Source organism: Blastococcus sp. SYSU DS0552 (assembly GCF_054050815.1).
This window is the reverse complement of sequence record NZ_JBJHAB010000005.1, coordinates 58885-81503: the sequence shown is the minus strand read 5'-3', so window position 1 is coordinate 81503 and position 22619 is coordinate 58885. Positions and strand designations below refer to the sequence as shown.

General features: G+C 75.5%; 20 protein-coding genes. 10 read left to right on the top strand and 10 right to left on the bottom strand.

The window, feature by feature from the left end:
- The first annotated feature begins 5 nt into the window (after positions 1-5).
- From ACI8AG_RS06625 to ACI8AG_RS06615, 3 genes are all read left to right on the top strand, one after another.
- A complete protein-coding gene (locus ACI8AG_RS06625) occupies positions 6-914 on the top strand; it encodes a hypothetical protein (protein WP_456596383.1) in 909 nt (302 codons plus the stop codon).
- A complete protein-coding gene (locus tag ACI8AG_RS06620; protein ID WP_456596382.1) occupies positions 911-3232 on the top strand; it encodes a heavy metal translocating P-type ATPase in 2322 nt (773 codons plus the stop codon). Before ACI8AG_RS06625 ends, ACI8AG_RS06620 begins: the two co-directional genes overlap by 4 nt.
- A gap of 166 nt (positions 3233-3398) precedes the next feature.
- Positions 3399-3770 (top strand): hypothetical protein, encoded by a 372-nt coding sequence (locus tag ACI8AG_RS06615; protein WP_456596381.1) that lies wholly within the window; start codon positions 3399-3401, stop codon positions 3768-3770.
- Here ACI8AG_RS06615 and ACI8AG_RS06610 read toward each other — a convergent pair.
- Complete coding sequence (locus tag ACI8AG_RS06610; RefSeq protein ID WP_456596380.1) at positions 3756-4679, bottom strand: M56 family metallopeptidase; 924 nt, start codon at positions 4677-4679, stop codon at positions 3756-3758. The genes ACI8AG_RS06615 and ACI8AG_RS06610 overlap by 15 nt on opposite strands.
- A gap of 18 nt (positions 4680-4697) precedes the next feature.
- A complete protein-coding gene (locus ACI8AG_RS06605; protein WP_456596379.1) occupies positions 4698-5060 on the bottom strand; it encodes a BlaI/MecI/CopY family transcriptional regulator in 363 nt (120 codons plus the stop codon).
- A gap of 121 nt (positions 5061-5181) precedes the next feature.
- Here ACI8AG_RS06605 and ACI8AG_RS06600 point away from each other — a divergent pair, with 121 nt between their 5' ends.
- Genes ACI8AG_RS06600 through cydC form a run of 3 tightly spaced genes read left to right on the top strand, consistent with a single transcriptional unit; the run spans position 5182 to position 11249 of the window.
- Positions 5182-6771, top strand: a complete 1590-nt coding sequence (locus ACI8AG_RS06600; protein WP_456596378.1) for a cytochrome ubiquinol oxidase subunit I — start codon at positions 5182-5184, stop codon at positions 6769-6771.
- Between the two features lie 36 nt (positions 6772-6807).
- Positions 6808-7851, top strand: a complete 1044-nt coding sequence (cydB, locus tag ACI8AG_RS06595) for a cytochrome d ubiquinol oxidase subunit II (protein WP_456596377.1) — start codon at positions 6808-6810, stop codon at positions 7849-7851.
- Complete coding sequence (cydC, locus tag ACI8AG_RS06590; protein ID WP_456596376.1) at positions 7848-11249, top strand: thiol reductant ABC exporter subunit CydC; 3402 nt, start codon at positions 7848-7850, stop codon at positions 11247-11249. Before cydB ends, cydC begins: the two co-directional genes overlap by 4 nt.
- Before the next feature lie 6 nt (positions 11250-11255).
- On the opposite strand, the gene ACI8AG_RS06585 is transcribed toward cydC, so the two are convergent.
- The gene (locus ACI8AG_RS06585) at positions 11256-11885 is read right to left on the bottom strand and encodes a hypothetical protein (RefSeq protein WP_456591006.1); all 630 of its coding nucleotides are present in this window, start codon (positions 11883-11885) and stop codon (positions 11256-11258) included.
- Positions 11886-11902: 17 nt separating this feature from the next.
- Between ACI8AG_RS06585 and ACI8AG_RS06580 the strand changes: the two genes are divergently transcribed.
- Positions 11903-12136, top strand: a complete 234-nt coding sequence (locus ACI8AG_RS06580) for a hypothetical protein (protein ID WP_456596375.1) — start codon at positions 11903-11905, stop codon at positions 12134-12136.
- A 39-nt stretch (positions 12137-12175) separates the two neighbouring features.
- On the opposite strand, the gene ACI8AG_RS06575 is transcribed toward ACI8AG_RS06580, so the two are convergent.
- The 4 genes from ACI8AG_RS06575 to ACI8AG_RS06560 are packed head-to-tail and all read right to left on the bottom strand — an operon-like array spanning position 12176 to position 15657.
- The gene (locus ACI8AG_RS06575; protein ID WP_456596374.1) at positions 12176-12586 is read right to left on the bottom strand and encodes a universal stress protein; all 411 of its coding nucleotides are present in this window, start codon (positions 12584-12586) and stop codon (positions 12176-12178) included.
- Positions 12583-14124, bottom strand: a complete 1542-nt coding sequence (locus ACI8AG_RS06570; RefSeq protein WP_456596373.1) for a tripartite tricarboxylate transporter permease — start codon at positions 14122-14124, stop codon at positions 12583-12585. The genes ACI8AG_RS06575 and ACI8AG_RS06570 overlap by 4 nt, the downstream gene beginning before the upstream one ends.
- A complete protein-coding gene (locus tag ACI8AG_RS06565; RefSeq protein ID WP_456596372.1) occupies positions 14117-14677 on the bottom strand; it encodes a tripartite tricarboxylate transporter TctB family protein in 561 nt (186 codons plus the stop codon). Before ACI8AG_RS06565 ends, ACI8AG_RS06570 begins: the two co-directional genes overlap by 8 nt.
- Positions 14674-15657, bottom strand: coding sequence for a Bug family tripartite tricarboxylate transporter substrate binding protein (locus tag ACI8AG_RS06560; RefSeq protein WP_456596371.1), 984 nt, complete (start codon positions 15655-15657; stop codon positions 14674-14676). The genes ACI8AG_RS06565 and ACI8AG_RS06560 overlap by 4 nt, the downstream gene beginning before the upstream one ends.
- A 194-nt stretch (positions 15658-15851) precedes the next feature.
- On the opposite strand from ACI8AG_RS06560, the gene ACI8AG_RS06555 reads away from it, so the two are divergent.
- Together ACI8AG_RS06555 and ACI8AG_RS06550 are read left to right on the top strand one after the other, a co-directional pair.
- Positions 15852-17447: an ATP-binding protein gene (locus tag ACI8AG_RS06555; protein ID WP_456596370.1), complete on the top strand. Its 1596-nt coding sequence runs from the start codon at positions 15852-15854 to the stop codon at positions 17445-17447.
- On the top strand, positions 17444-18160 hold the full coding sequence (locus ACI8AG_RS06550) for a response regulator (RefSeq protein WP_456596369.1): 717 nt from the start codon (positions 17444-17446) through the stop codon (positions 18158-18160). The genes ACI8AG_RS06555 and ACI8AG_RS06550 overlap by 4 nt, the downstream gene beginning before the upstream one ends.
- A 6-nt stretch (positions 18161-18166) precedes the next feature.
- Here the strand turns inward: ACI8AG_RS06550 and eutC are convergent, their stop codons facing one another.
- The 3 genes from eutC to eat are packed head-to-tail and all read right to left on the bottom strand — an operon-like array spanning position 18167 to position 21713.
- Positions 18167-18892, bottom strand: a complete 726-nt coding sequence (gene eutC / locus ACI8AG_RS06545; protein ID WP_456596368.1) for an ethanolamine ammonia-lyase subunit EutC — start codon at positions 18890-18892, stop codon at positions 18167-18169.
- The gene (locus ACI8AG_RS06540; RefSeq protein ID WP_456596367.1) at positions 18889-20304 is read right to left on the bottom strand and encodes an ethanolamine ammonia-lyase subunit EutB; all 1416 of its coding nucleotides are present in this window, start codon (positions 20302-20304) and stop codon (positions 18889-18891) included. Before ACI8AG_RS06540 ends, eutC begins: the two co-directional genes overlap by 4 nt.
- Positions 20301-21713, bottom strand: coding sequence for an ethanolamine permease (eat, locus tag ACI8AG_RS06535; RefSeq protein WP_456596366.1), 1413 nt, complete (start codon positions 21711-21713; stop codon positions 20301-20303). The genes ACI8AG_RS06540 and eat overlap by 4 nt, the downstream gene beginning before the upstream one ends.
- A gap of 257 nt (positions 21714-21970) precedes the next feature.
- On the opposite strand from eat, the gene ACI8AG_RS06530 reads away from it, so the two are divergent.
- Positions 21971-22519, top strand: a complete 549-nt coding sequence (locus ACI8AG_RS06530) for a hypothetical protein (protein ID WP_456588579.1) — start codon at positions 21971-21973, stop codon at positions 22517-22519.
- The last annotated feature ends 100 nt before the right edge of the window (positions 22520-22619 follow it).

The window sequence follows — 22619 nt, the reverse complement described above, 5'->3', positions numbered from 1 at the left end:
GTGCCATGAACACTCCCGCGAGGATCGCCGCGTTCGCCGTCGGCCTGGTCGCCGTCTTCGGCGCGGCGGTCGGCGTGGGCGCAGCGGTCGGCCCCGTGGGGCCGGCCGCGGACACCGCCGGTGCCGGGCACGCCGAGCCCGGCACCGGCCACGGCGGCCACGACGCCGCCCCCGCACCGGCGGGCGGACCGGGCGGGCTCCAGGTGACCCAGGACGGCTACACCCTCGCCCTGGCCGACGGCACCGCTCCGGCCGGCCCGGCGACCCCGGTCACCTTCACCATCCGGGGTCCCGACGGCTCCCCGGTGACCGCCTACGAGACCGACCACGACGTCGACCTGCACCTCGTCGCGGTGCGCCGCGACCTGACCGGCTACCAGCACGTGCACCCCGACCTCGGGGACGACGGCGTCTGGCGGGCCCCCCTGGCCCTGGAACCGGGCAGCTGGCGACTGTTCGCCGACTTCACCGCCGCCGCCGACGGCGAGAACCGCGTCCTGGGCGCGGACCTCGCCGTGCCCGGCACCTACGAGCCCGCTCCCCTGCCCGCACCGTCGGCGGTCGCGGAGGTCGACGGCTACACCGTCGTCCTGACCGGCGACCTCGTTCCCGGGGAGGAGACGGAGCTGACCCTGAGCGTCAGCCGGGACGGCGCGCCGGTGACCGACCTCCAGCCCTACCTCGGCGCCTACGGGCACCTGGTCGCCCTGCGGGACGGCGACCTGGCCTACCTGCACGTACACCCCGCCGAGCCCGCCGGTGGCAGCCGGCCCGCGCCCGGACCGCACGTCTCGTTCGTCACCACCGCCCCGTCGGCGGGCACCTACCGGCTGTTCCTGGACTTCCGGCACGGCGACGCCGTGCACACGGCCGCGTTCACGGTGCCCGCGCAGGAGCACGAGGAGCACCCATGACCGCCGCCCCCGGCAGCACCACCGACGTCGAACTGCTCATCGGCGGGATGACCTGCGCCTCGTGTGCGGCACGCGTCGAGAAGAAGCTGAACAAGCTGGACGGCGTCACCGCCACGGTCAACTACGCCACCGAGAAGGCGAAGGTCAGCTACGCCGGCGGCGTCAGCACCGACGACCTCATCGCCACGGTGGAGAAGACCGGCTACACCGCGCGGCTCCCGGAGCCCCCGCGACCGGAGGCGCCCGCCGAGGACGACCAGGCCGACGGGCCGGCGCGCGCGCTCGGCACCCGGCTCGCCGTGTCGGCGCTGCTCAGCGTGCCGGTGGTCCTGCTCGCGATGGTGCCGGCGCTGCAGTTCGAGTACTGGCAGTGGCTGTCGCTGACCCTGGCCGCGCCGGTCGTCGTCTGGGGCGGCCTGCCGTTCCACCGCGCGGCCTGGACCAACCTGCGCCACGGCGCGGCGACCATGGACACGCTGGTCTCCCTGGGCACCCTGGCGGCCTTCGGCTGGTCGCTGTACGCGCTCTTCTGGGGCACTGCCGGCGTGCCGGGGATGACGCACCCGTTCGAGCTGACCATCGCCCGCACCGACGGCGGCGCCAACATCTACCTCGAGGCCGCGGCCGGGGTGACGACGTTCATCCTCGCCGGGCGCTGGTTCGAGGCGCGGTCGAAGCGCCGGGCCGGGGCGGCCCTGCGGGCGCTCCTCGAACTCGGCGCCAAGGAGGTCTCGGTGCTGCGCGGCGGCACCGAGCAGCGCATCCCCGTCGCCGAGCTCGGCCGCGATGACCTGTTCGTCGTCCGCCCCGGCGAGAAGATCGCAGCCGACGGCGAGGTCACCGAGGGGTCCTCCGCTGTCGACGCCTCGATGCTGACCGGCGAGTCGGTGCCCGTGGAGGTGCGCCCGGGCGACACCGTCACCGGCGGCACCGTCAACGCCGGGGGCCGGCTCGTCGTGCGGGCCACCCGCGTGGGGAGCGAGACGCAGCTGGCCCAGATGGCCCGGCTGGTGGAGGAGGCGCAGAACGGCAAGGCGGAGGTGCAGCGCCTGGCCGACCGCATCTCGGGCGTCTTCGTCCCGGTCGTGCTGGTGATCACCGCCGGGACGCTCGGCTTCTGGATCGGCACCGGCGCGGGACTGCCTGCCGCCTTCACCGCCGCGGTCGCCGTGCTGATCATCGCCTGCCCCTGCGCGCTCGGCCTGGCCACCCCCACCGCCCTCATGGTGGGCACCGGACGCGGCGCCCAGCTGGGCATCCTGATCAAGGGCCCCGAGGTGCTGGAGTCCACCCGCCGGGTCGACACCGTGGTCCTGGACAAGACCGGCACCGTCACCACCGGCCGCATGACCCTGCTCGACGTCGTCCCGGCCGCCGGCGAGGACGCCGACCGCGTACTGCGGCTGGCCGGCGCGCTCGAGGCGGCGTCAGAGCACCCCATCGCACAGGCCGTCGCCCGGGGTGCGGCCGAACGCACCGGCCCCCTTCCGCCAGTGGCCGAGTTCGCCAACGTCGAGGGGCTCGGGGTCCAGGGGGTGGTCGAGGACTCCGCGGTGGTCGTCGGCCGCAGGCGCCTGCTGGCCGACTGGGCCATGCCGCTGCCCACCGACCTCGAGCGGGCCGTCACCGAGGCCGAGGCCGCCGGCCGCACCGCGATCGCGGTCGGCTGGGACGGCGCGGCGCGCGGCGTGCTGGTGGTCGCCGACGCGGTCAAGGACACCTCCCCGACCGCGATCGCCCAGCTGCGCGCGCTGGGGCTGACGCCGATCCTGCTCACCGGCGACAACGAGCAGGCCGCACGGGCCGTCGCCGCCCAGGTGGGCATCGACGAGGTCGTCGCCGAGGTGCTCCCGCAGGACAAGGTCGACGTGGTCCGGCGGCTGCAGGACGAGGGCCGGACCGTGGCCATGGTCGGGGACGGCGTGAACGACGCACCCGCCCTGGCGCAGGCCGACCTCGGCCTGGCGATGGGGACCGGCACCGACGTGGCGATCCAGGCGAGCGACCTGACCCTGGTGCGAGGTGACCTGCGGGTCGCGGCGGACGCCATCCGGCTGGCTCGGCGGACGCTGGCCACCATCAAGGGCAACCTGTTCTGGGCGTTCGCCTACAACGTCGCCGCCCTGCCGCTCGCCGCCGCCGGGCTGCTCAACCCGATGATCGCCGGCGCCGCCATGGCGTTCAGCTCGGTCTTCGTCGTCTCCAACAGCCTGCGGCTGCGCTCGTTCGCGCCGCTGCCGGAGAACCGGGACGCGGCGACCGCGGTGCCGTCCGGACGACCGGCGGAGAACCCGGCGAGCACCACTCCGGTTGGCTGACCCGACGCCGACCAGGGCGGGGCCCTGCCCGGCACAGTCTGCCTCTGAGCGCGCCTGCACTCAGAGGCAGACTGTGCCCAGCGCACCCTCGACCCCTGCGATGCTGCGCTGAGCACTCGACCCCCGGGAGGATCGCGATGAACGCCCAGGTCCTGGGAGGACGGCGATGAACGCACGTGCCGAGGGGCGACGCCGCGTCGTCGCCCGGCTCGTGAGCGGCGCGGGTCTGGTCGCCGGCGCGGGGCTTCTGGCAGAACCGGGGGCGGTGCTCGCGCGGCTCGTCCCCCGGTACCCCGAGCCGCTGCTGTGGGTCACCCGGGTGCTCGGTGCGCGGCTGATCGCCCAGCACGCGCTCGTCCTGGTCCGGCCGGACAGCGCCCGGCTGCGGCTGGCGGCCGGCGTGGACGCCCTGCACGCGGCGAGCATGCTCCCGGTGCTCGCGCTCCCCCGCTACCGCCGGGCTGCGCTGGTCAGCAGCGGCGTCGCGGCGGTGTCCGCGCTCGCCGCGGAGCGGCTGGCGAGGTCAGAGCGCCGGTAGCAGCAGCAGCGCCGTCGGCAGGAGCAGCAGCAGGACGGCGGCGGCGAGGGCCGTCACGCGGGCCGCGGGCGGCAGCGGGTCGGCCGGCTCGAGCAGCCGCACCACCCGGGCCCGCACCCCCGCCCCGGCCACCGCGAGGGCTCCGCTCGGCACGCCACCGGAGCCACCCGCGGCGGCGACGATCGCCTCGGCGAGCGTGCGCCGGGGAGCGGCGCCGTCCAACGACCTCAGCGCCACGTCGTCGGCCCGCATCTCCACCAGCTCCCGGACCGCGCCGTAGGCACGCTCGGCCGCCGGCAGCACCGGCAGCGCCGCCTTCCACGCCACGAACGGCAGCAGCAGCAGGTGGTGGTGCTCACCCAGGTGCGCCCGCTCGTGCGCGACGACGGCGGCGAGCTGCTCGTCGTCCAGCTCGGCGACCATGCCGGAGGAGAGCACCAGCAGCGGCCGGGCCCCGGGGATGCAGAACGCCACGGGGACCGGGTGCTCCAGCAGCCGGGCATCGGGCTGCGGGGCCGGCTGCACCACCAGCTCCAGCAGCGCGCGGTGCCGGCGCCGGGTGCGGGCGATCCGCACCCAGGAGAGCACCAGCACCCCGACCAGCTCGAAGGCCAGCACGCCGGCGAGGGTCAGCGTCACCCAGTGGTCGCCCCGGACCGGGTCGACGGCGGAGTGCCCGGTCAGCACCGCCCACCCCGCCTCGGGCAGCGAGTGCCCCCACGGCGCGAGCCCGTGCACCAGCAGCGCGCCGATGATCGACAGGCCGCCGGCCAGCCCGATCGCCTGCCAGCACAGCAGCGCGACGAGCGGGTCGCGCGAGGGCCAGCGGGCCCGGGCCAGCAGCGCCGGCACCGGCCAGGCCAGGAGGGCGGCCAGGACGGCGAGGGCGGCCGCGGTGGCGGGGAGCACAGCGGAGGACGCGCGGGGTCAGGCGGTGTCGCGGGAGGGCGGCCCCGCCAGCAGCTCGCGCAGCAGGCGCGCCTCCTCGGCGTCGACGCTGCCCACGAACCGGGCGAGCACGGCCTGCCGGTCGCCGGCCTGGCCGAGCACCTCGCGCATCACCTGGGCCGCGTGGTCCTCCCGGCTGGCCCGGGCGGAGAACCGGCGGGGCCGGGCGCCGTCGTGGACGACGAACCCCTTCTGCTCCAGCCGGGTCAGCACGGTGTGCACCGTGGTCAGCGCGACACCCCGATCGGCCAGCTCGTCCCGCAAGCGGGTCGCGGCCACCGGGCCGTCGGCGGCCCACAGCCGCTCCATGACGGCGCGCTCGAGCTCTCCCAGTGAAGCCATCGGTCCTCCTGTCCGGCGGATCACACCGCACTCTTCTACGTGTCGTAGAAAATCTCTTCTACGAAGCGTAGAAAGAACGTGTCGATAGTACGTCGGCCTCGACGACGAGGGGACAGGTGCCGTGGACGTCCTGGACGTGGCGCGCTGGCAGTTCGGGATCACGACCGTCTACCACTTCCTGATGGTCCCGTTGACCATCGGGCTGGGGCTCGCGGTCGCCGTCATGCACACCATGTGGGTGCGCACCGACAAGCCCGAGTGGCTCCGGATGACCCGGTTCTGGGGCAAGATCTTCCTGATCAACTTCGTGCTCGGGGTCGCGACCGGGCTCGTGCAGGAGTTCCAGTTCGGGTTGGCGTGGAGCGAGTACTCCCGCTTCGTCGGCGACGTGTTCGGCTCGCTGCTGGCGCTGGAGGCCCTGCTGGCCTTCTTCCTCGAGTCGACCTTCCTGGGGCTGTGGATCTTCGGCTGGGGCCGGATCCCGAAGAAGGTGCACCTGGCCGCCCTGTGGGCGGCGGTCATCGGCTCGACCGTCAGCGCCTACTTCATCATCGCCGCCAACTCCTGGATGCAGCACCCGGTCGGGGTGGTCGCCGACGACGCCACCGGCCGCCCGGTGCAGGTCGACTTCCTCGCCGTGCTGACCAACAACACCGCGCTCGCCGCTTTCACGCACACCATCGTGGCCGCCCTCATGGTCGCCGGCGCGCTGCTGGTCGGCGTCGGGTTGTGGCACCTGCGCCGGCGGAAGCTGGCCGGGCGCCCGGCCGACGAGATCGACCACGCGGTGTGGCGGCGGTCGGTCCGGATCGGCGGCTGGGTGTCGCTGGTGGCCTTCGTCCTGGTCGCCCTCACCGGTGACTGGCAGGCCAAGCTGATGTACCAGCAGCAGCCGCTGAAGATGAGCTCGGCGGAGGCGCTGTGCGAGACCGAGGCGCCTGCCTCCTTCTCGGTCTTCGCCTGGAGCAAGCTCGGCTCCAACGAGTGCGACGACGTCCACTCGATCACCGTCCCGGGCCTGCTGTCCTTCCTCGCGCACAACGACTTCACCAGCGAGGTCCCCGGCGTCAACGACCTCAAGGAGCGGTACGCCGAGGTCTACGGCGCCACCTACCCCGACGACCCGTCGCGCTTCGGCTCGCTGGCCGGGGAGCCGGTGGACTACCAGCCGCTGCTCGCGGTCACCTACTGGAGCTTCCGGCTGATGATCGGCATGGGTGCCGTCTCGGCGGGGGTCGCGGCCTACGCCCTCTGGGCGACCCGGCGCGGCCGGGTGCCCACCTCCCGGATCGGCGTGTACGGCGCGCTGGCCGCGGTGGGGGCTCCGTTCGCGGCCAACGCCGCGGGCTGGGTGTTCACCGAGATGGGCCGCCAGCCGTTCGTCGTCGTCCCCAACCCGGACGTGCCGGTCGACGAGCAGATCTGGTTCTTCACCGCCCAGGCGGTCTCACCCGGCGTCACCGCGGGCGAGGTCTGGACGTCGCTGACCGCGCTGACCCTCGTCTACGGGGTGCTGGCCGTCATCGAGGTCGGCCTGCTGACCCGCTTCATCCGGGCCGGCGTCACCGCGGGCGACACCAGCGCCACGCCCCCCATCGGCACCGGGAAGGACGACGACCGCCGCGAGGGACCGGACGGCGACGCCGGCGGCGTCGGGGGCGACGGCCGCGACCGCCGCCCCGACGACGACGTCCTCCAGTTCGCCTACTGACGCCCCGCACCCGCTCGTAGACCCGAGGACACTGTCATGGACCTGCAGACCCTGTGGTTCGCCGCCGTCGCCGTGCTCTGGATCGGCTTCCTGCTCCTGGAGGGCTTCGACTTCGGCGTCGCCGCCCTCCTGCCGGTGCTGGGCCGCAAGCCCGCCGACCGGCACCTGATGCTGCGCAGCATCGGCCCGCTGTGGGACGGGAACGAGGTGTGGCTCATCACCGCGGTCGGCGCGGTGTTCGCCGCCTTCCCGGGCTGGTACGCCACCTGGCTGCCGGCGCTCTACCTGCCCTTCGTGCTCGTGCTGCTGGGGCTGATCGTGCGGGCGGTGGCCTTCGAGTGGCGGCACCAGTCGCACGACGCGCGCTGGGACACCAGCTGGACGCACGTGATCACCGCCGGCTCGCTGATCGCCTCCCTCGGCATCGGCGCCGCCCTCGGCGCCACCACGCTGGGGATGCCGATCGACGGCGACGGCAACCGGGTGGGCGGCGTCCTCTCCGGCCTCGGCTGGCCGGCGCTGCTGGGCGCGGTCGCGGTGCTCGCCTTCTCCCTGGTGCACGGCGCGCTGTTCCTGGCGCTCAAGGTCGACGGCGACGTCCGGCTGCGGGCGCGGGCGTTCGCGCTCCGCTGGGCCCCGGTCGCCGCGCTGCCCCTGCTGGCGTGGGCCGGCCTGGTGCACCTGCGGTACGGCACGACCATCACCGCCGCGCTGTGGGCGGTCGCCGGCGCGGCCGTCGTCCTGGCCTGGACGCGGATGAAGCTCGACCGCGAGGGCGCGGCGTTCACCGCGTGGGCGGTGTTCCTCGTCGCCGCCGCGGCGACGATCTTCGGGGCCGCGTACCCGGTGGTCCTGCCCTCGACCCTCGACGTCGCCTTCGACCTGACCATCGCCGAGGCGTCGGTCAGCGACTACACGCTCACCGTGATGACCTGGGCCGCGGCGGTCGGCCTCCCGGTCGTGCTCTGCTACCAGGCCTGGACCTACTGGGTCTTCCGCCGGCGGCTGACCGCCGAGCCCCAGCACGAGGACGCGCCCGGGGCGGGCCGGGCCCCGGCCCCGGGTGAGGTCCCGGCGTGAGCAGTCCTGCGGCCGGGGCGCCGGCGCGCGCCCGGGGACCCCTCGGGGCGCTGGCCGGCGTTCCCGATCTGCGCGCGGCGCTGGTCCGGGCCGCGCTCGCCGCCCTCGTCCAGACCGGTGGCCTGGTCCTGCTGGCCGCCGGCCTCGCGCACGCCGTCGCCCGGGGCGCGGGGCTCGCCGACGGCTCCCCCGTCGTGCCCCTGGCGCTCGCCGCCGCAGGTGCCGCGGTGCGGGCGCTCGCCGGCAGCCTCGGCGAGGTGCTGGCCGCCCGGGACGCACGCCGGGCCGAGGACCTGCTGCGCCGCGAGCTGCTCGACCGGCTCGCATCGTCCCCGGCCGCCCTGGCCGCCGGCGGCGGCCCCGCACCGGCGGCCGTGCTCGCCACCACCCGGCTGCACGACCTCGGGCCGGCGCTGGCCACCTACCTGCCGGCGCTGGCGCAGACCGTCGTCGTCCCGCCGGCGCTGCTGCTGGTCCTGGCGTGGACCGACCTGCTCTCGGCGGTGCTGGTGGCGGTCACCCTCCCGCTGGTGCCGCTGTTCATGGTGCTGGTCGGCAGGCACACGCAGGCGGCGACCGCCGACTCCGCGCGGGCCCTGGACCGCATCGCCGCGCACGTCGCCGAGCTGGTGCGCGGCCTGCCCGTGCTGGTCGGGCTGGGCCGGGCCGCCGAGCAGACGGCGGCGCTCGCCGCGCTGGGCGAGGCCCACCGCACCCGGACGCTGGCCACGCTGCGGATCGCCTTCCTCTCGGCGCTCGTGCTCGAGCTGATCGCCACCCTGTCGGTCGCGCTCGTGGCGGTGACCGTGGGCGTCCGGCTGGTCGAGGGGCACCTGGCCCTCGCGCTGGGGCTGACCGCGCTGCTGCTCGCCCCCGAGGCCTTCGCCCCGCTGCGGGCGCTCGGCGCGGCCCACCACGCCGCGGAGGACGCCGCCCTGGCCGCCGCCGAGGCGCGCGCGGTGCTGGCCGCGCCCGCCGGTGCTCCCGTCGCTCCGGCCCCCGGGGACGACGACCCGCGCGGCGCCGACGTGCTGGTCGCGGGCCTGACCGTCGCCTACCCCGGCCGGGCCGTCCCCGCCCTGCCGCCCACCGACCTCGCCGTCCGCCCCGGTGAGCTGATCGTTCTCCGCGGCCCGAGCGGATCGGGCAAGTCCACGCTGCTGGCCGCGCTCGCCGGCCTGACCGACCCGGCCGCCCGCGTCACGGGCGCGGTGACGGGTGGGAGCCCCGTCGCGGTCGTGCCGCAGTTCCCGCGCACCACCGGGGCCACCGTCGCCGACGAGCTGCGCCGGCACGCGGGCGCCGAGCCGGGGGTCGACGAGATCGTCGGCGAGCCGTACGTCATCGAGGCGCTGCGCCGCGTCGAGGCCGACGGGCTGGCCGGGCGGGCGCCGGAGTCGCTCTCCCCCGGCGAGCTGCAGCGGGTGGCGCTGGCCCGGGCCCTCGTGCGGGTCCGCCGCGGCGCCCGGCTGCTGCTGCTCGACGAGCCGACGGCCCACCTGGACGACGACGCCCGCGGGCTGGTCGCGGCCGTGCTCGCGTCGCTGCACGGCACGGTGACGATCGTGCTGGTCACCCACGACCCGGTGCTCGCCGGCCTCGCCGACCGCACCGTCGACCTCCCCGTGCCCTCCCCCACCGCACCAGCCGTCGTCCGGCCTGCCGGCGCCGTTGCCACCCCGGCGCCCGGCGCGCGGTCGGGCACCGTGAGCACCGCGCTACCCGGGCCGTCGCCGACTGCCCCGACCGCCTCGACCGCACCGACCGCGGGCGCCCTGCGGCGCGCGGTGCTCGCCGGCGCCCTCACCTCCGGCGCGGGGGTCGCGCTCACCGCGACCTCGGGCTGGCTGATCGTGCGGGCGGCGGAGATGCCGCCGGTGCTCACGCTGCTGGTGCTCACCGCCGGCGTCCGCTTCTTCGGTCTCGCCCGGGCCCTGCTGCGCTGGCTGGAACGCATGACCGCGCACGACGCCGCGCTGCGGCAGGCCACCGACCTGCGGGTGCGGGTCTGGCGGGCGCTCGCCGCGCGGGGCCTGGCCGCCGACCGCACGCCGGGATCGGCCCTGGCCCGCGTGGTGGCTGACGTCGGCGTGGTCCAGGACCTCACCGTCCGGGTCCGCCCGCCACTGCTGGTCGCCGCGGTCGTGCCCGCGGTCACCGTCGCGGTGCTCGCGCTGATCCACCCGGCCGCCGCGGTCGTGGTCGCCGCCGTGCTGGCCGCCACGGTAGGCGCCGTCCTGCTCGCCCACCGCGGCCTCGACGCCGGCGCCGCCCGCGCGGAGAGCGCCCTGCGGGTCGCGGCGCTGCGCGAGACCAGCACGGTGCTCGAGGGGCTGCCCGACCTGCGGGCGCACGGGCTGGCCGCCCGGGCCGCGGCGGAGCTCGGGGCGTCGGCCGCCCGGCAGGCAGCCCGCGCCGGCACCCGCGACCGGGCCGCCGCGCTCGGCAACGGCCTGGTGGTGCTGGGCACGGGCCTCGCCGCGGTGCTCGGCACCGCCGCGGCCTGGGCGGGCGGCCTCTCCGGCCCCGCGCTGGCGGCGGTCGCGCTGGCTCCGCTGGCCCTCGCCGAGCCGCTGTCCGGTCTGGTCGCCGCCCTGCAGCGGCGCGGCGCGCTCGCCGACGCGCGGGCCCGCCTCGACGCCGTCCTCACCGCCCCGGTCGCCGCCGACCCCGCCGACCCGGTGCCCGCGCCGGCCGGCATCTCCTCGCTGCGCACCGAGGGCCTCGTCGCCGGCTGGCCCGGCCGGGCCGACGTGCTGCACGGCGTCGACGCCGAGGCCGAGGCCGAGGCCGAGGCCGAGGCCGGCGCGGGCTGGCTGGTCGTGCGCGGGCCGTCGGGCAGCGGCAAGTCGACGTTCCTGGCCGTGCTGATGGCGGCGCTGCGCCCCCGCGCCGGGAGCTATCTGGTCGACGGCGTGCCCACCGAGCGGCTGACCGGCGAGGCCCTGCGCAACCGCATGGCCTGGCTGCCGCAGGAGGCGCACGTGTTCGCCTCCACCATCCGGGCCAACCTCGCGCTGGCCGCCCCACGCGGGGAGCTCGCCGGCCCGGCCGGGGAGGCACGCATGCTGGCCGCCCTGACCGCCACCGGGCTGAGCGGGCTGCTCGCCACGCTCCCCGACGGCCTGGACACCCCGGTCGGGGCCGGAGGCACGGCGCTGTCCGGCGGCGAGCGCAGACGGCTGGCCGCCGCGCGGGCGCTGCTGGCGGACCGGGACGTCGTGCTGCTCGACGAGCCGACCGCGCACCTCGACGCCCCGACCGCCGCGGCGCTGGTGCGCGACCTGCGGGCGGCGCTGGCCGGGCGGGTGGTCGTCTGCGTGACGCACGACGAGCTGGAGAGCGCCGGCGACACCGTCGTCCGGCTCGGCGAGACGGCGACCCGCACGCCCGCCTGAGGCCGGTCAGCCGTTGGGGACCTCCACCGGGATCTCCGGCCCGAGGCGGGCGCCCCGCAGCAGCTGGAGGTCGTCGCCGGACCAGAAGCTCCCGGGGTCGTAGGCGTTGGCCGGTCGGTCGGCGGGGAGCAGCCCCATCGCCGTGTACGTCGCCGCGACGAGCTCGGCGCAGTAGACCGTCTCGGTGCTGGTGCCCCGGCGGAGCCGGCCGTTGATCCAGCCCCCGGCCAGCCGCCGGGTCGTCGGGAAGGGCCGGCCGTCCATGCGGGCGATCGTGCGCAGGACGGCGTCCTCCATGGCCGGGGTCACCCCGCCGTCGTCGGACGGCCCGACCAGCTGCCGCAGCCACGCCCGCTGGCCGTACTTCACCCGCCAGGTGACCACGGCGTCGCGCAGGTCGTGCAGCTGGACCCCGCGCTGGTGCTTGCCCGTCCAGACGTCGGGCAGCGACCGGCCGAGCTCGGCGTGCCACAGCAGCGGGGGCAGGTCCTCCAGCACCACCGCCATCCCGACGTGGTTCACCGGGGCGTTGGTCAGCGTCTGGATGGCCCGGTCGGCGACGGACGCGCCGCGGAAGATCCACACGTCGCCGGTGCGGGTGAGGTCGACCGCCTCGTCCAGTGTCAGCGTCGGCACGGCGCTACCGTACGGACGTGCGCCTCTGGAAGCTGCTCGGCCTGGCCGGCCTGGCCGGGGTCACCGCCGGCGGTGTCGTGCTCGCCCGCGACGAGCGGCAGCGCCGCGCCTACACCCCCGACGACGTGCGCGCCCGCCTGCACGAGCGCGCGGCGGCGGCCCCGGAACCGGAGGAACCGGCCCCGGCGACCGCCGCCGAGCTCACCGCGGGCCGGACCCACCGGCTGGCCCGGGTCCTGCGCCGCCGCTGAGCGACCGGCCCTGAGCGACCGGCCCTGAGCGACCGGCCCTCAGCCGGCGCCGTCGGCCTCCGCCGCCTTGACGGCCAGCACCTGGCACTCGGCGTCCAGCAGGATCCGCTGGGCGTCGCTGCCGAAGATCAGCTTCCCGGTCGGCGACCGACGGCGGAGCCCGATGACGATCAGCGAGGCGCCGAGCCGGTGCGCCGCCGCGACCACCTCCTCGGCGCCGTCGCGTCCTCCCACGCGCTGCTCGAGCTCGAAGGGGACGCCGGACTCCTCCAGCACCCGCCGCACCTCGGCCAGGTCCTCGGCGGTCGCGTAGGACGGGTCGACGTAGGCGTCCCCCCGCGACGTGTTGAGCACGTGCAGCGGCTGGTTGCGCAGGTCCGCCTCCTCGACCGCGGCCCGCAGCGCTGCACGCCCCTCCGGCTTGGGCACGTATCCGACCACGATGGTCACGAGCGGGTCCCTTCTGACGTCACGGGTTCGGACCGGGCCTCGCCGAGCTCCGCCTCGACCCGCGCCTGCCGGCGCTTGATGTACACGCCGGCGGCCAGGAAGACGAGGAGCAGGGTGTAGACCATCGCGGCGAACGGGCTGGTGATCAGCGCGCTCGGGTCGCCCTGGCTGATCGCCAGGGTCCGCCGCAGCTGCTCCTCGGCGATCGGCCCCAGGATGAGACCGACGACGGCCGGCGCGACGGGGAAGCCGAACTGCCGCATGCCCCAGCCGAGGACGCCCACCGCGAACAGCAGGATCATGTCGGCGGTCGAGGCGCCCACCGCGTAGCTGCCGAGCGCGGCGAACGTGAGGATGCCGGCGTACAGGTACGGGCGCGGGATCTGCAGCAGCTTCACCCAGACCCCGACCAGCGGCAGGTTCAGCACCAGCAGCAGCAGGTTGCCGATGTAGAGGCTGGCGATCAGCGTCCAGACCAGCGACGCCTCCTGCTCGAAGAGCAGCGGGCCGGGCTGGATGCCGTAGCTCTGGAAGGCCACGATGATGATCGCGGCAGTCGCGGAGGTCGGCAGGCCGAGGGTCAGCAGCGGCACCAGCACGCCGGCGGCCGCGGCATTGTTCGCCGACTCCGGGCCGGCCACGCCCTCGATCGCGCCGTGGCCGAACTCCTCCTTCCGCTTCGACAGCTTCCGCTCCATGGAGTAGGAGAGGAACGTCGCGACGTCCGCGCCACCGGCCGGGATGGTCCCGATGGGGAACCCGACCGCAGCACCCCGCAGCCACGGCTTCCACGAGCGCCGGAGGTCCTCGCGGTTCATCCAGCTGCCGCCGATGGGCACCAGGGGCAGTGGGCCCCTCCGCATCCGGGAGGCGACGTAGAGCGCCTCACCGACGGCGAAGATGCCGACCGCCACCACGACGACGTCGATGCCGTCGGCCAGCGCCGGCAGCCCGAAGGTGAAGCGCTGCTGCCCGGTGAGCGAGTCGGTGCCGACCATCGCCAGGAGCAGCCCGACCGCCAGGGCGGCGATCCCGCGCGCCGGCGAGGCGCCGAACATCGCGGCCACGGTGAGGAAGGCCAGCACCGTGAGCGCCACGAAGTCCTGCGGGCCGAGCTGGACGGCGAGGCCGGCCACCACGGGCGCCAGGAAGGTCAGCGCGATCGTGGCGATGGTGCCCGCGACGAACGAGCCGATCGCCGCCGTCGCCAGCGCCGATGCCCCCCGCCCCGCCCGGGCCATCGCGTTGCCCTCCAGCGCGGTGACGATGGACGCCGCCTCGCCGGGGGTGTTCAGCAGGATCGACGTCGTCGACCCGCCGTACATGCCGCCGTAGTAGATGCCGGCGAACAGGATCAGGGCGGCGGCGGGCTCCAGGCTGTAGGTCAGCGGCAGCAGCAGGGCCACGGTCATGGCCGGGCCGATGCCCGGGAGCACGCCGACGGCGGTGCCCACCGTGACGCCGAGCAGCGCGTACAGCAGGTAGAGCGGCTGCAGGACGGCCGCGAAGCCGTCCATCAGGAGGCCGATGTCACCCAAAGAAGGGCACCCCCTCCAGCGGCCCCGCGGGCAGGAAGAGCCCGAGGACCTGCACGAACAGCACGTGGATGGCGACGTTGAGCACGGCGCCGACGACGGCGGCGCGCACGACGCGGGCGCCGAGGGCCCACGCCGTGCCGGCGAACAGCAGGGTGGCGGCGATGGGCCAGCCGAGCGGCTCGATCAGCAGCACCAGCGCCGCGAACGAGGCGACCAGCTTGGCCACGGTGACCCAGTCGGTGCGGGCGCTCGCGTCGACGTCCTCACCCTCCTCGGCGTGCCCGTGCTGCCCGCGCGCCAGGCTGACCGCGAGCGCCAGGGACGCGCCGATCAGCAGCACGCCGACCGCGTACGGGAAGGCCCGCGGCCCCAGCACGTTGGCCGAGCCGGGAACGGTGATCGACGTCGTCTCCACGAGGGTGAACACCCCCACGGCGAACAACCCCGCGGTGATGGCGGCCTCGCCCCAGGACCAGGTCCGGGAGCGACCGCCCCGCTCCGGCGCCGCTCCCCCGGAGGAGGCGGCGGCGCCGGAGCCGGAGGCGGTGCTCACTGGACGAGCCCGATGTCCTCCAGCACGCCACGGACGCGCTGGCGCTCCTCGGCCAGGAATGCCTCGAACTCGTCACCGGCGAGGTAGGCGTCGGACCAGCCGCGCTCCTCGATCTCGCTCTGCCATGCCTCGGACTCCTGCATCTCCGCCACCAGGGCGAGCAGTCGCTCGCGCGCCTCGTCCGAGATGTCGGGCGGACCGACGACACCGCGCCAGTTGGTCAGCTCCACGTCGTACCCGGCCTCGGTGAGGGTGGGCGCGTCGATGCCCTCGACGGGCTCCGCGCCGGTCACCGCCAGGGCCCGCAGCTCCCCCGCCTCGATCTGCTGGGCGTACTCGCCGACGCCGGAGATGCCGGCGTCCACCTGGCCGCCGAGGAGGGCGGCCAGCGACTCGCCGCCGCCGGAGAACGCCACGTAGTTGAGGTCCTCGATCGGCAGGTCCGCGGCCTGGAAGAGCAGCCCTGCCGCGATGTGGTCGGTGCCGCCGGCCGAGCCACCGGCGATCGAGACGCCACGACCCTCGGTGCGGACGTCCTCGACCAGGTCGTCGACGCTCTGGTACGGCGAGGCAGCGGGGACGACGATGATCTCGTCCTCGGTGGTCAGCCGGGCGATCGGCGTGACGTCGTCGAGGGTGGCCTGCGACTGGTTGGTCTCGACGGCGCCGACCATGACCAGCCCCATCACCATGAGGAAGTCCTCGCTGCGCTCGTTGGCGAGCTCGGCGAGGCCGACCGTGCCGCCGGCGCCGCCGACGTTCGTCACGCGGGTGCTGCCGACCAGCTGCTCCTCCTCGAGCGCCGCCGCGATGGCCCGGGCGGTCTGGTCCCACCCCCCGCCGGGGTCGGCCGGTGCCATGACCGCGAGCCGGTTGATCCGGTCGGCGCCGCCTCCCGAGCCGCCACTGCCGCCCTCGCTGCCGCAGCCGGTCAGGCCGACCGCCAGGGCGGCCGCGGCCGCGACGGATGCCGAACGCACGCGCCGGCGGACCGGCCGGTGGACCGCTCGATGGGTGACTGTCATGGAGGACCTCCTCGTCCCGGAGCCGGACGGCTCGTGGTGCGCCGGACGCTAGGAGCGCCGGGACGGCGGGAGAATCCTGCGGTCGTACCGGTCGTATTGGTCGTTGTGGTCGCAGTCACATCCGACCTGCGGGCAGCGACAATGACCCGGTGCGCCGGACCATGACCCTGGGAGCCCAGCTCCTGCTGCTGCAGGTGGGCATCGTGCTCGTGACGTTGCTGCTCGCCGGCGCCGTCGCCATCCACCACCAGCAGGAGCAGATCCGGGACGCCTACCGGCAGCAGGTGCTCACCGTCGCCAACAGCACCGCGCGGCTGCCGAGCGTGGTGGACGCCTACGGCACCGCTGACCCGAGCGAGACGCTGCAACCCCTGGCGGAGCTCATCCGGGAGGCCTCGGCGGTCACCTTCGTCGTCATCACGGACGCGAGCGGCATCCGGCACTCCCACCCCGATCCCGACCGGATCGGTCAGCGCGTATCGACCGATCCGAGCACCACCCTGGCCGGTGAGGTCTTCGTCGGCACCGAGACCGGCACGCTCGGGGAGTCGCTGCGCGCCAAGGTGCCGGTGCGCGGCCCGGACGGCGCGGTCATCGGTGCGGTGTCGGTCGGCATCCTGGAACGCGAACTCGCCGCCGAGTTCGGCCGCGAGGCCCCCGCCCTCGTGGCCTGGCTCGGCGGCGCCGCGCTCGTCGGCGCCCTGGGGTCGGTGCTCGTCGTCCGGCTGCTTCGCCGCCGCATCTTCGGCCTCGAACCGGAGGAGATCGCCCGGTTGCTCGAGACCCGCGAGGCGATGCTGCACGGCATCCGCGAGGGGCTGGTGGCGGTCGACCAGAAGGGGCGGGTGGTCCTGGTCAACGATGAGGCGTCGCGGCTGCTCGACCTCCCGCCGGACGCCGTCGGCCGCCCGGCCGCCGAGGTCCTCGACACCGCCATGCTCCCGCTCGTGCTCGGTGACCGGCCGGTCACCGACGAGCTGGTGCTCTCCGGCGAGCGGCTGCTGGTCGCCAACCGCACGGCCGCCGTCGTCGGTGGCCGCCGGATCGCCGAGGTGCTCACCCTGCGCGACCGCACCGAGCTGTTCAGCGCGATGCGCGAGCTCGACGGCCAGCGCAACCTCACCAACACGCTGCGGGCCCAGGCACACGAGTTCAGCAACCAGCTGCACGTCGTCCAGGGGCTGATCGAGCTCGACCGGCGGGACGACGCCGTCTCCTTCATCGAGCGCATCGGCGGGGGCCGGCTGCTCGGCGGGGCGCCGCTGACCGACGTCGCCGACCCCGGCGTGACCGCGCTTCTCCTGGCCAAGGCCGCAGTGGCGCGCGAGCAGGGCGTCCGGCTGGTGCTGGGCGCCGGCAGCCGGCTGCCGGCCGGGCTCGGCGACGACGTCGTGACGGTGGTCGGCAACCTCGTCGACAACGCGGTCGACGCCGCCGGCCACGGTGGCGAAGTGCACGTGTTCGTGCGCCAGGACGACGACGGCACCGTGCTGGTGCAGGTCGACGACGACGGGCCGGGCGTCGCGCCGGCCGACCGGGACCGGGTCTTCGACGTGGGCGTGACCACGAAGGGCCGGCCGGACGGCAACCACGGCCGCGGCATCGGCCTGGCCCTCGTCGCCCGCATCGCGGCCCGCCGGGGCGGCACGGCGACGGTCACCGACTCCCCCGCCGGCGGCGCCCGGGTCACCGTGCGGCTGCCCGGGTCGCGGCAGCCCGCGCCGGACGCGCTGGTCGCCCCGTGACCGGCGCCGGCCCGGTGCGCGTGCTCGTGGTCGACGACGACTTCGCCGTCGCCTCGGTGCACCGCGGGTACGTCGAGTCGCTGGCCGGGTTCGAGGTGGTGGGCGAGGTGCACCGCGGGACCCAGGCGGTGGAGGCGGTGCGCGTCCTGCGGCCGGACCTGGTGCTGCTCGACGTCTACCTGCCCGACATCTCCGGCCTGGAGGTGCTGCGGCGGATCCGCTCGACGCCCGGACCGCAGCCCGACGTCCTGGCGATCACCGCCGCACGGGAGGTCGACACCGTCCGGCAGGCGATGACCGGCGGCGTCGTGGACTACCTGGTGAAGCCCTTTTCCCTGGCGACGTTCCGGGAGCGGCTGGAGCTCTACCGCGCCCACCGCACCGATGTGCTGCGGCGCAGCGGCGACACCGGAGGCCTGGAGCAGAGCGACGTCGACCGGCTGCTGGCCGGCCGGCGCCGCGGCGGTGGCGCGGGGTCGGTCACCGACCTGCCGAAGGGTCTCTCACCGAGGACCCTCGAAGCCGTGGCGCGCACGCTGCGCAGCGACCCCACCCGGGACCTGTCCGCCGGGGAGGTGGCCGAACGCTGCGGCCTCGCCCGCGTCAGCGCCCGCCGGTACCTCGAGCACCTGGAGCGCACCGGCCGGGCCGCGGTCTTCCCGCGGTACGGCGGCACCGGGCGGCCGGAGAACGGCTACCGGTGGGTGGACTGAGCGGCGTCAGCCGGTCAGCATCGGCCCCTCGTCCTTGAGCGCCACTCCGGAGGCCCCCAGTTCCCTGGCCGCCGTCAGCAGCCGGACGACGACGTCGGCCGCCTCCGCGTAACCGAGCCCGTGCGGGGGCCGGACGTTGGAGACGCAGTTGCGCTCGGAGTCCGCCCGGCCCGGCCGCGGGTCCCAGGTGAGGTAGATGCCGAGCGAGTCGGCCGAGGAGAGACCGGGCCGCTCCCCGATGAGGACCACGACCACCCGCGCCCCGAGCGCCGCCCCGATCTGGTCGCCGAGGGCCACCCGCGCCTGGGCGGCGAGCACGACCGGGCCGACCGACCAGTCGACCAGCCGGTCCAGCAGCGCGGTCGCCAGGGCCGGCCCGTGCTCGTGCACCGCCCGCGGCGAGAGCCCGTCGGCGAGCACCAGCGCCACGTCGGCGTGCGCGCGGGGCAGGGTCGTCCCGGGGGCCAGCCGCCGGCCGAGGTCGGGTCGTTGCAGGTACTCGGCGCGGTCCGCGGCGGCCGAGTGGACCTCGAGCACCGGCAGCCCGCCGAACCCGGCACGCACGACGGCGGGATCCAGGGCCGTGTGGACGGCGTCGCGCGCCACCGCGTGCGCCAGCCGGAACTCCAGCTCCCGCGCGGTGGGCAGGCCGTCGCCGGCGCGCCCCAGGGCGACCCGTGCCCGGGTCGCGCCGCGCAGCACCGCCCAGGGGTCGTTCCCGGCGATGCTCACGACTGCGCCGCCGCGAGCAGGGCCCTCGCCGCCGGGGCGTCGGCGGTCAGCGACCGCACCCGGCCGGCGTCGTCCAGCAGGTCCATCCGGGTCAGCCACGCCTCGAACTCCGGCGCCGGGCGCAGGCCGAGCACCTGCCGTGCGGTGAGCACGTCGGAGAACGACAGCGACTGGTAGTGCAGCATCACGTCGTCCGACCCCGGGACGGCGATCACGAACGAGCAGCCCGCCGCCCCCAGCAGCAGCGTCAGGGTGTCGGTGTCGTCGGCGTCCACCTCCGCGTGGTTGGTGTAGCAGACGTCGACCCCCATGGGCAGGCCGAGCAGCTTGCCGCAGCAGTGGTCCTCCAGCCCGGCCCGGATCACCTGCTTGCCGTCGTAGAGGTACTCCGGCCCGATGAACCCCACCACGGTGTTGACCAGCAGCGGCTCGAAGTGCCGGGCGACGGCGTAGGCCCGGCACTCCAGGGTCTGCTGGTCCACCGGCCGGCCGTCGACGCCGCGGTGGGCGTCGGCCGACAGCGCCGAGCCCTGGCCGGTCTCGAAGTAGGTGACGTTGCGCCCGACCGTGCCCCGGCCGAGCTCCAGCGCGCCCGCCCGGGCCTCGGCGAGCAGGTCGAGCGTGACACCGAACCCGCGGTTGGCCGCCTGCGTGCCGGCGACCGACTGGAACACCAGGTCCACCGGCGCACCCTTCTCCAGGGCCCGCAGCGTCGTCGTCACGTGCGCCAGCACGCACGACTGGGTGGGGATGTCGTACCGCTGGATGACCGCGTCCACCAGCTCCAGGAGCGCGATCGTCCGCCCCGGGGAGTCGGTGGCCGGGTTGATGCCGATCACCGCGTCACCCGAGCCCTGGAGCAGCCCGTCGACGATCGACGCGGTCACGCCCACCGGGTCGTCGGTCGGGTGGTTGGGCTGCAGCCGCGAGGCCAGCCGCCCGGGGAGACCCAGCGTGCTGCGCAGCCCGGTCACCACCCGCGCCCGGCGGCCGACGGCGACCAGGTCGGCGTTGCGCATCAGCTTCGAGGTGGCCGCCACCATCTCCGGGGTGAGGCCGCGGGCCAGCCCGCTGATCGCCGCCTCGTCGCCGGCCGCGGCCCAGCCCAGCAGCCGGTCCCGGAACTCCCCCACGGTCAGGTCCGCCACCGGGGCGAAGGCGACCGGGTCGTGGGTGTCGAGGATCAGCCGGGTGACGTCGTCCTCGTCGTAGCCGACCACCTGCTCCTCCAGGAAGGTCGCCAGCGGCAGGTCGGCGAGCACCGTCTGGGCGGCGACCCGCTGTGCGGCCGACTCCGCCGCGCACCCGGCCAGCACGTCGCCCGAGCGGGCCGGCGTCGCCTTGGCGAGCAGGTCGGACAGCGACGGGAACTCGTACGTGTGCCCGCCCAGCGTCGTGCGGCGGACGGTCATCGCACCTCCTCCTCGGCGGCGGCGAGCAGCTCGAACTCCTCCTCGGGCGCCGACGCCACCAGGTGGTGGCGGCTGTAGAGGGCGAAGTAGCCGAGGAAGACCGCGTAGGCGGCCAGCGTCCAGAGGGCGGCGACCTCGTCGACCAGGAAGGTGGCGACGACGGCGGCCGCGGCCAGCACCAGGGCGACGCCGGTGGTGACCGTGCCACCCGGGGTGCGGTACGGGCGGGGCAGCTCGGGCTCCCGGCGGCGCAGCACGATGTGGCTGACCATCATCAGCACGTAGGAGACCGTGGCCCCGAAGACGGCCATGTTCAGCAGCATCGCGCCCTGGCCGGTCAGCGAGAGCGCGAAGCCGATGGCGCCGGGCACCAGCAGGGCGAGCACCGGGGCCCGGCGGCCGTTGGTCACCGACAGCGCCCGCGGCAGGTAGCCGGCCCGGGACAGCGCGAACGTCTGCCGCGAGTAGGCGTAGATGATCGAGAAGAAGCTGGCCACCAGGCCGACCAGCCCGGCGTAGTTGATCAGCGTCGTCAGCCAGCCGGCGGCCCCGGCGACCTGGAGCGCCTCCACCGGCGGGTTGCCGCTGGCCGACATGGTCTCCGCGCCTCCGGCGCCGGCGGTGAACACCAGCATCAGCACGGCGAGGACCAGCAGCACCCCCATGGCCGCGACGATGCCCCGGGGCATCGAGCGGGCCGGGTCGCGGGCCTCCTCGGCGGCCAGCGGCACGCACTCCACCGCGAGGAAGAACCAGATCGCGAACGGGAACGCCGCCCAGACGCCCATCAGCCCGAACGGCAGGAAGTCCGAGGCGCCGGCGGCGTCGGTGGGCGCGATGTCGAGCAGGTTGGCCGAGTCGAAGGCCGGGACGGCCCCGACCAGGTAGACGACCAGCCCGGCGACGGCGATCCCCGCGATCACCAGCATCACCCTCAGCGCCTCGCCGACCCCCATGAGGTGGATGCCGATGAACAGCGCGTAGGCGGCCAGGTAGACCCACCAGCCGTCGGTGATGCCGAACAGGCCGAGCGACTCCACGTACGCCCCGATGAAGGTGGCGATCGCCGCGGGGGCGATCGCGTACTCGATGAGCACCGCGACCCCGGTGGCGTACCCACCCCAGGGCCCCAGCGCGCGCCGGGCGAAGGTGTAGCCGCCCCCGGCCGTCGGCAGCGCCGACCCGAGTTCGGCCAGGCCGAACACCATCGCCGAGTACATGATCGCCATGAGGACGACGGCGATCAGCAGGCCCCCGAAGCCGCCCTCGGCCAGGCCGAAGTTCCAGCCCGCGTAGTCACCGGAGATGACCGCCGCGACCCCCAGCCCGGCCAGCAGCACCCACCCGGCGGTCCCGGTCCGCAGCTGCCGTTTCTGGTGGTAGCCGGCATCGACCGTCTCGGCCTCCACCCCGTGACGGTGGACCGGCCGGCCTGGACGTACTCGGGGTTCCGCGGTCATGCGCCGGCCTTCCGGTGAGCCCCCGCAGGTCGGGTGGGGTCAGCCTGGCCCCGCCCGGCCGCACGGGCAATGCCTTGCGACAGGACGGAACACGCTGTTCACACGGCCGCTCCCTACCTGCGCCGCCGTCCACGGTGCCGGCAACCCGCGTGATCACGGGCAGCCGGGGGTATGACCGCAGCTCCGACCTCTCCCAGGGAGTCCTCATGGCCCGTCACACCCTGTCCCGCTCGCTGCACGACCTCGGCCTCTCCGCCTGGTTCGGTGGCACGCTCGCCAACGCCGTCGCCCTGAACGCGGCCGCCGGGGAGGCGGGGAGCGCCCCCGCCACCGGCCGGGTGGCCAACGCCGGCTGGGACCGCTGGACGCCGGTCAACGCCCTGGCCATCGGCGCCCACCTGATCGGCAGCGTGGGTCAGCTGCGGGCGGACAGGGAGCGGGTCGCGCAGCAGGAGGGCGTGGCCTCCATGTCGGGGATCAAGACCCTGCTCACCGTCGCAGCCCTGGGCGCGACGGCGTACAGCCGGGTCCTCGGCCAGCGGGTGTCGGCCGCAGGGTCGGTGCCGTCGCGGTCCGGGACCCGGCCGAGCAAGCGCACCAAGGCGGCCCGCGCCGACGTCGCCGCCGCCCAGCAGCAGCTGGACACCCTGCAGTGGGTCATCCCCGCCCTGACCGGCGCGCTCGTCGCGGTCACCTCGTACGCGGGTGAGCAACAGCGCCCCAGCGAGGTGGCCAAGGGCGTCGCCGGTCGGTGAGCAGGCGCTGACCCGGCCGGGCGACCCGCCCGGTGCTCCGGGTCCCGGGGCCGACGCCGCACGGCGCGGGGGGCCTGACCCGTTCGGGCGGGCCCCTCCC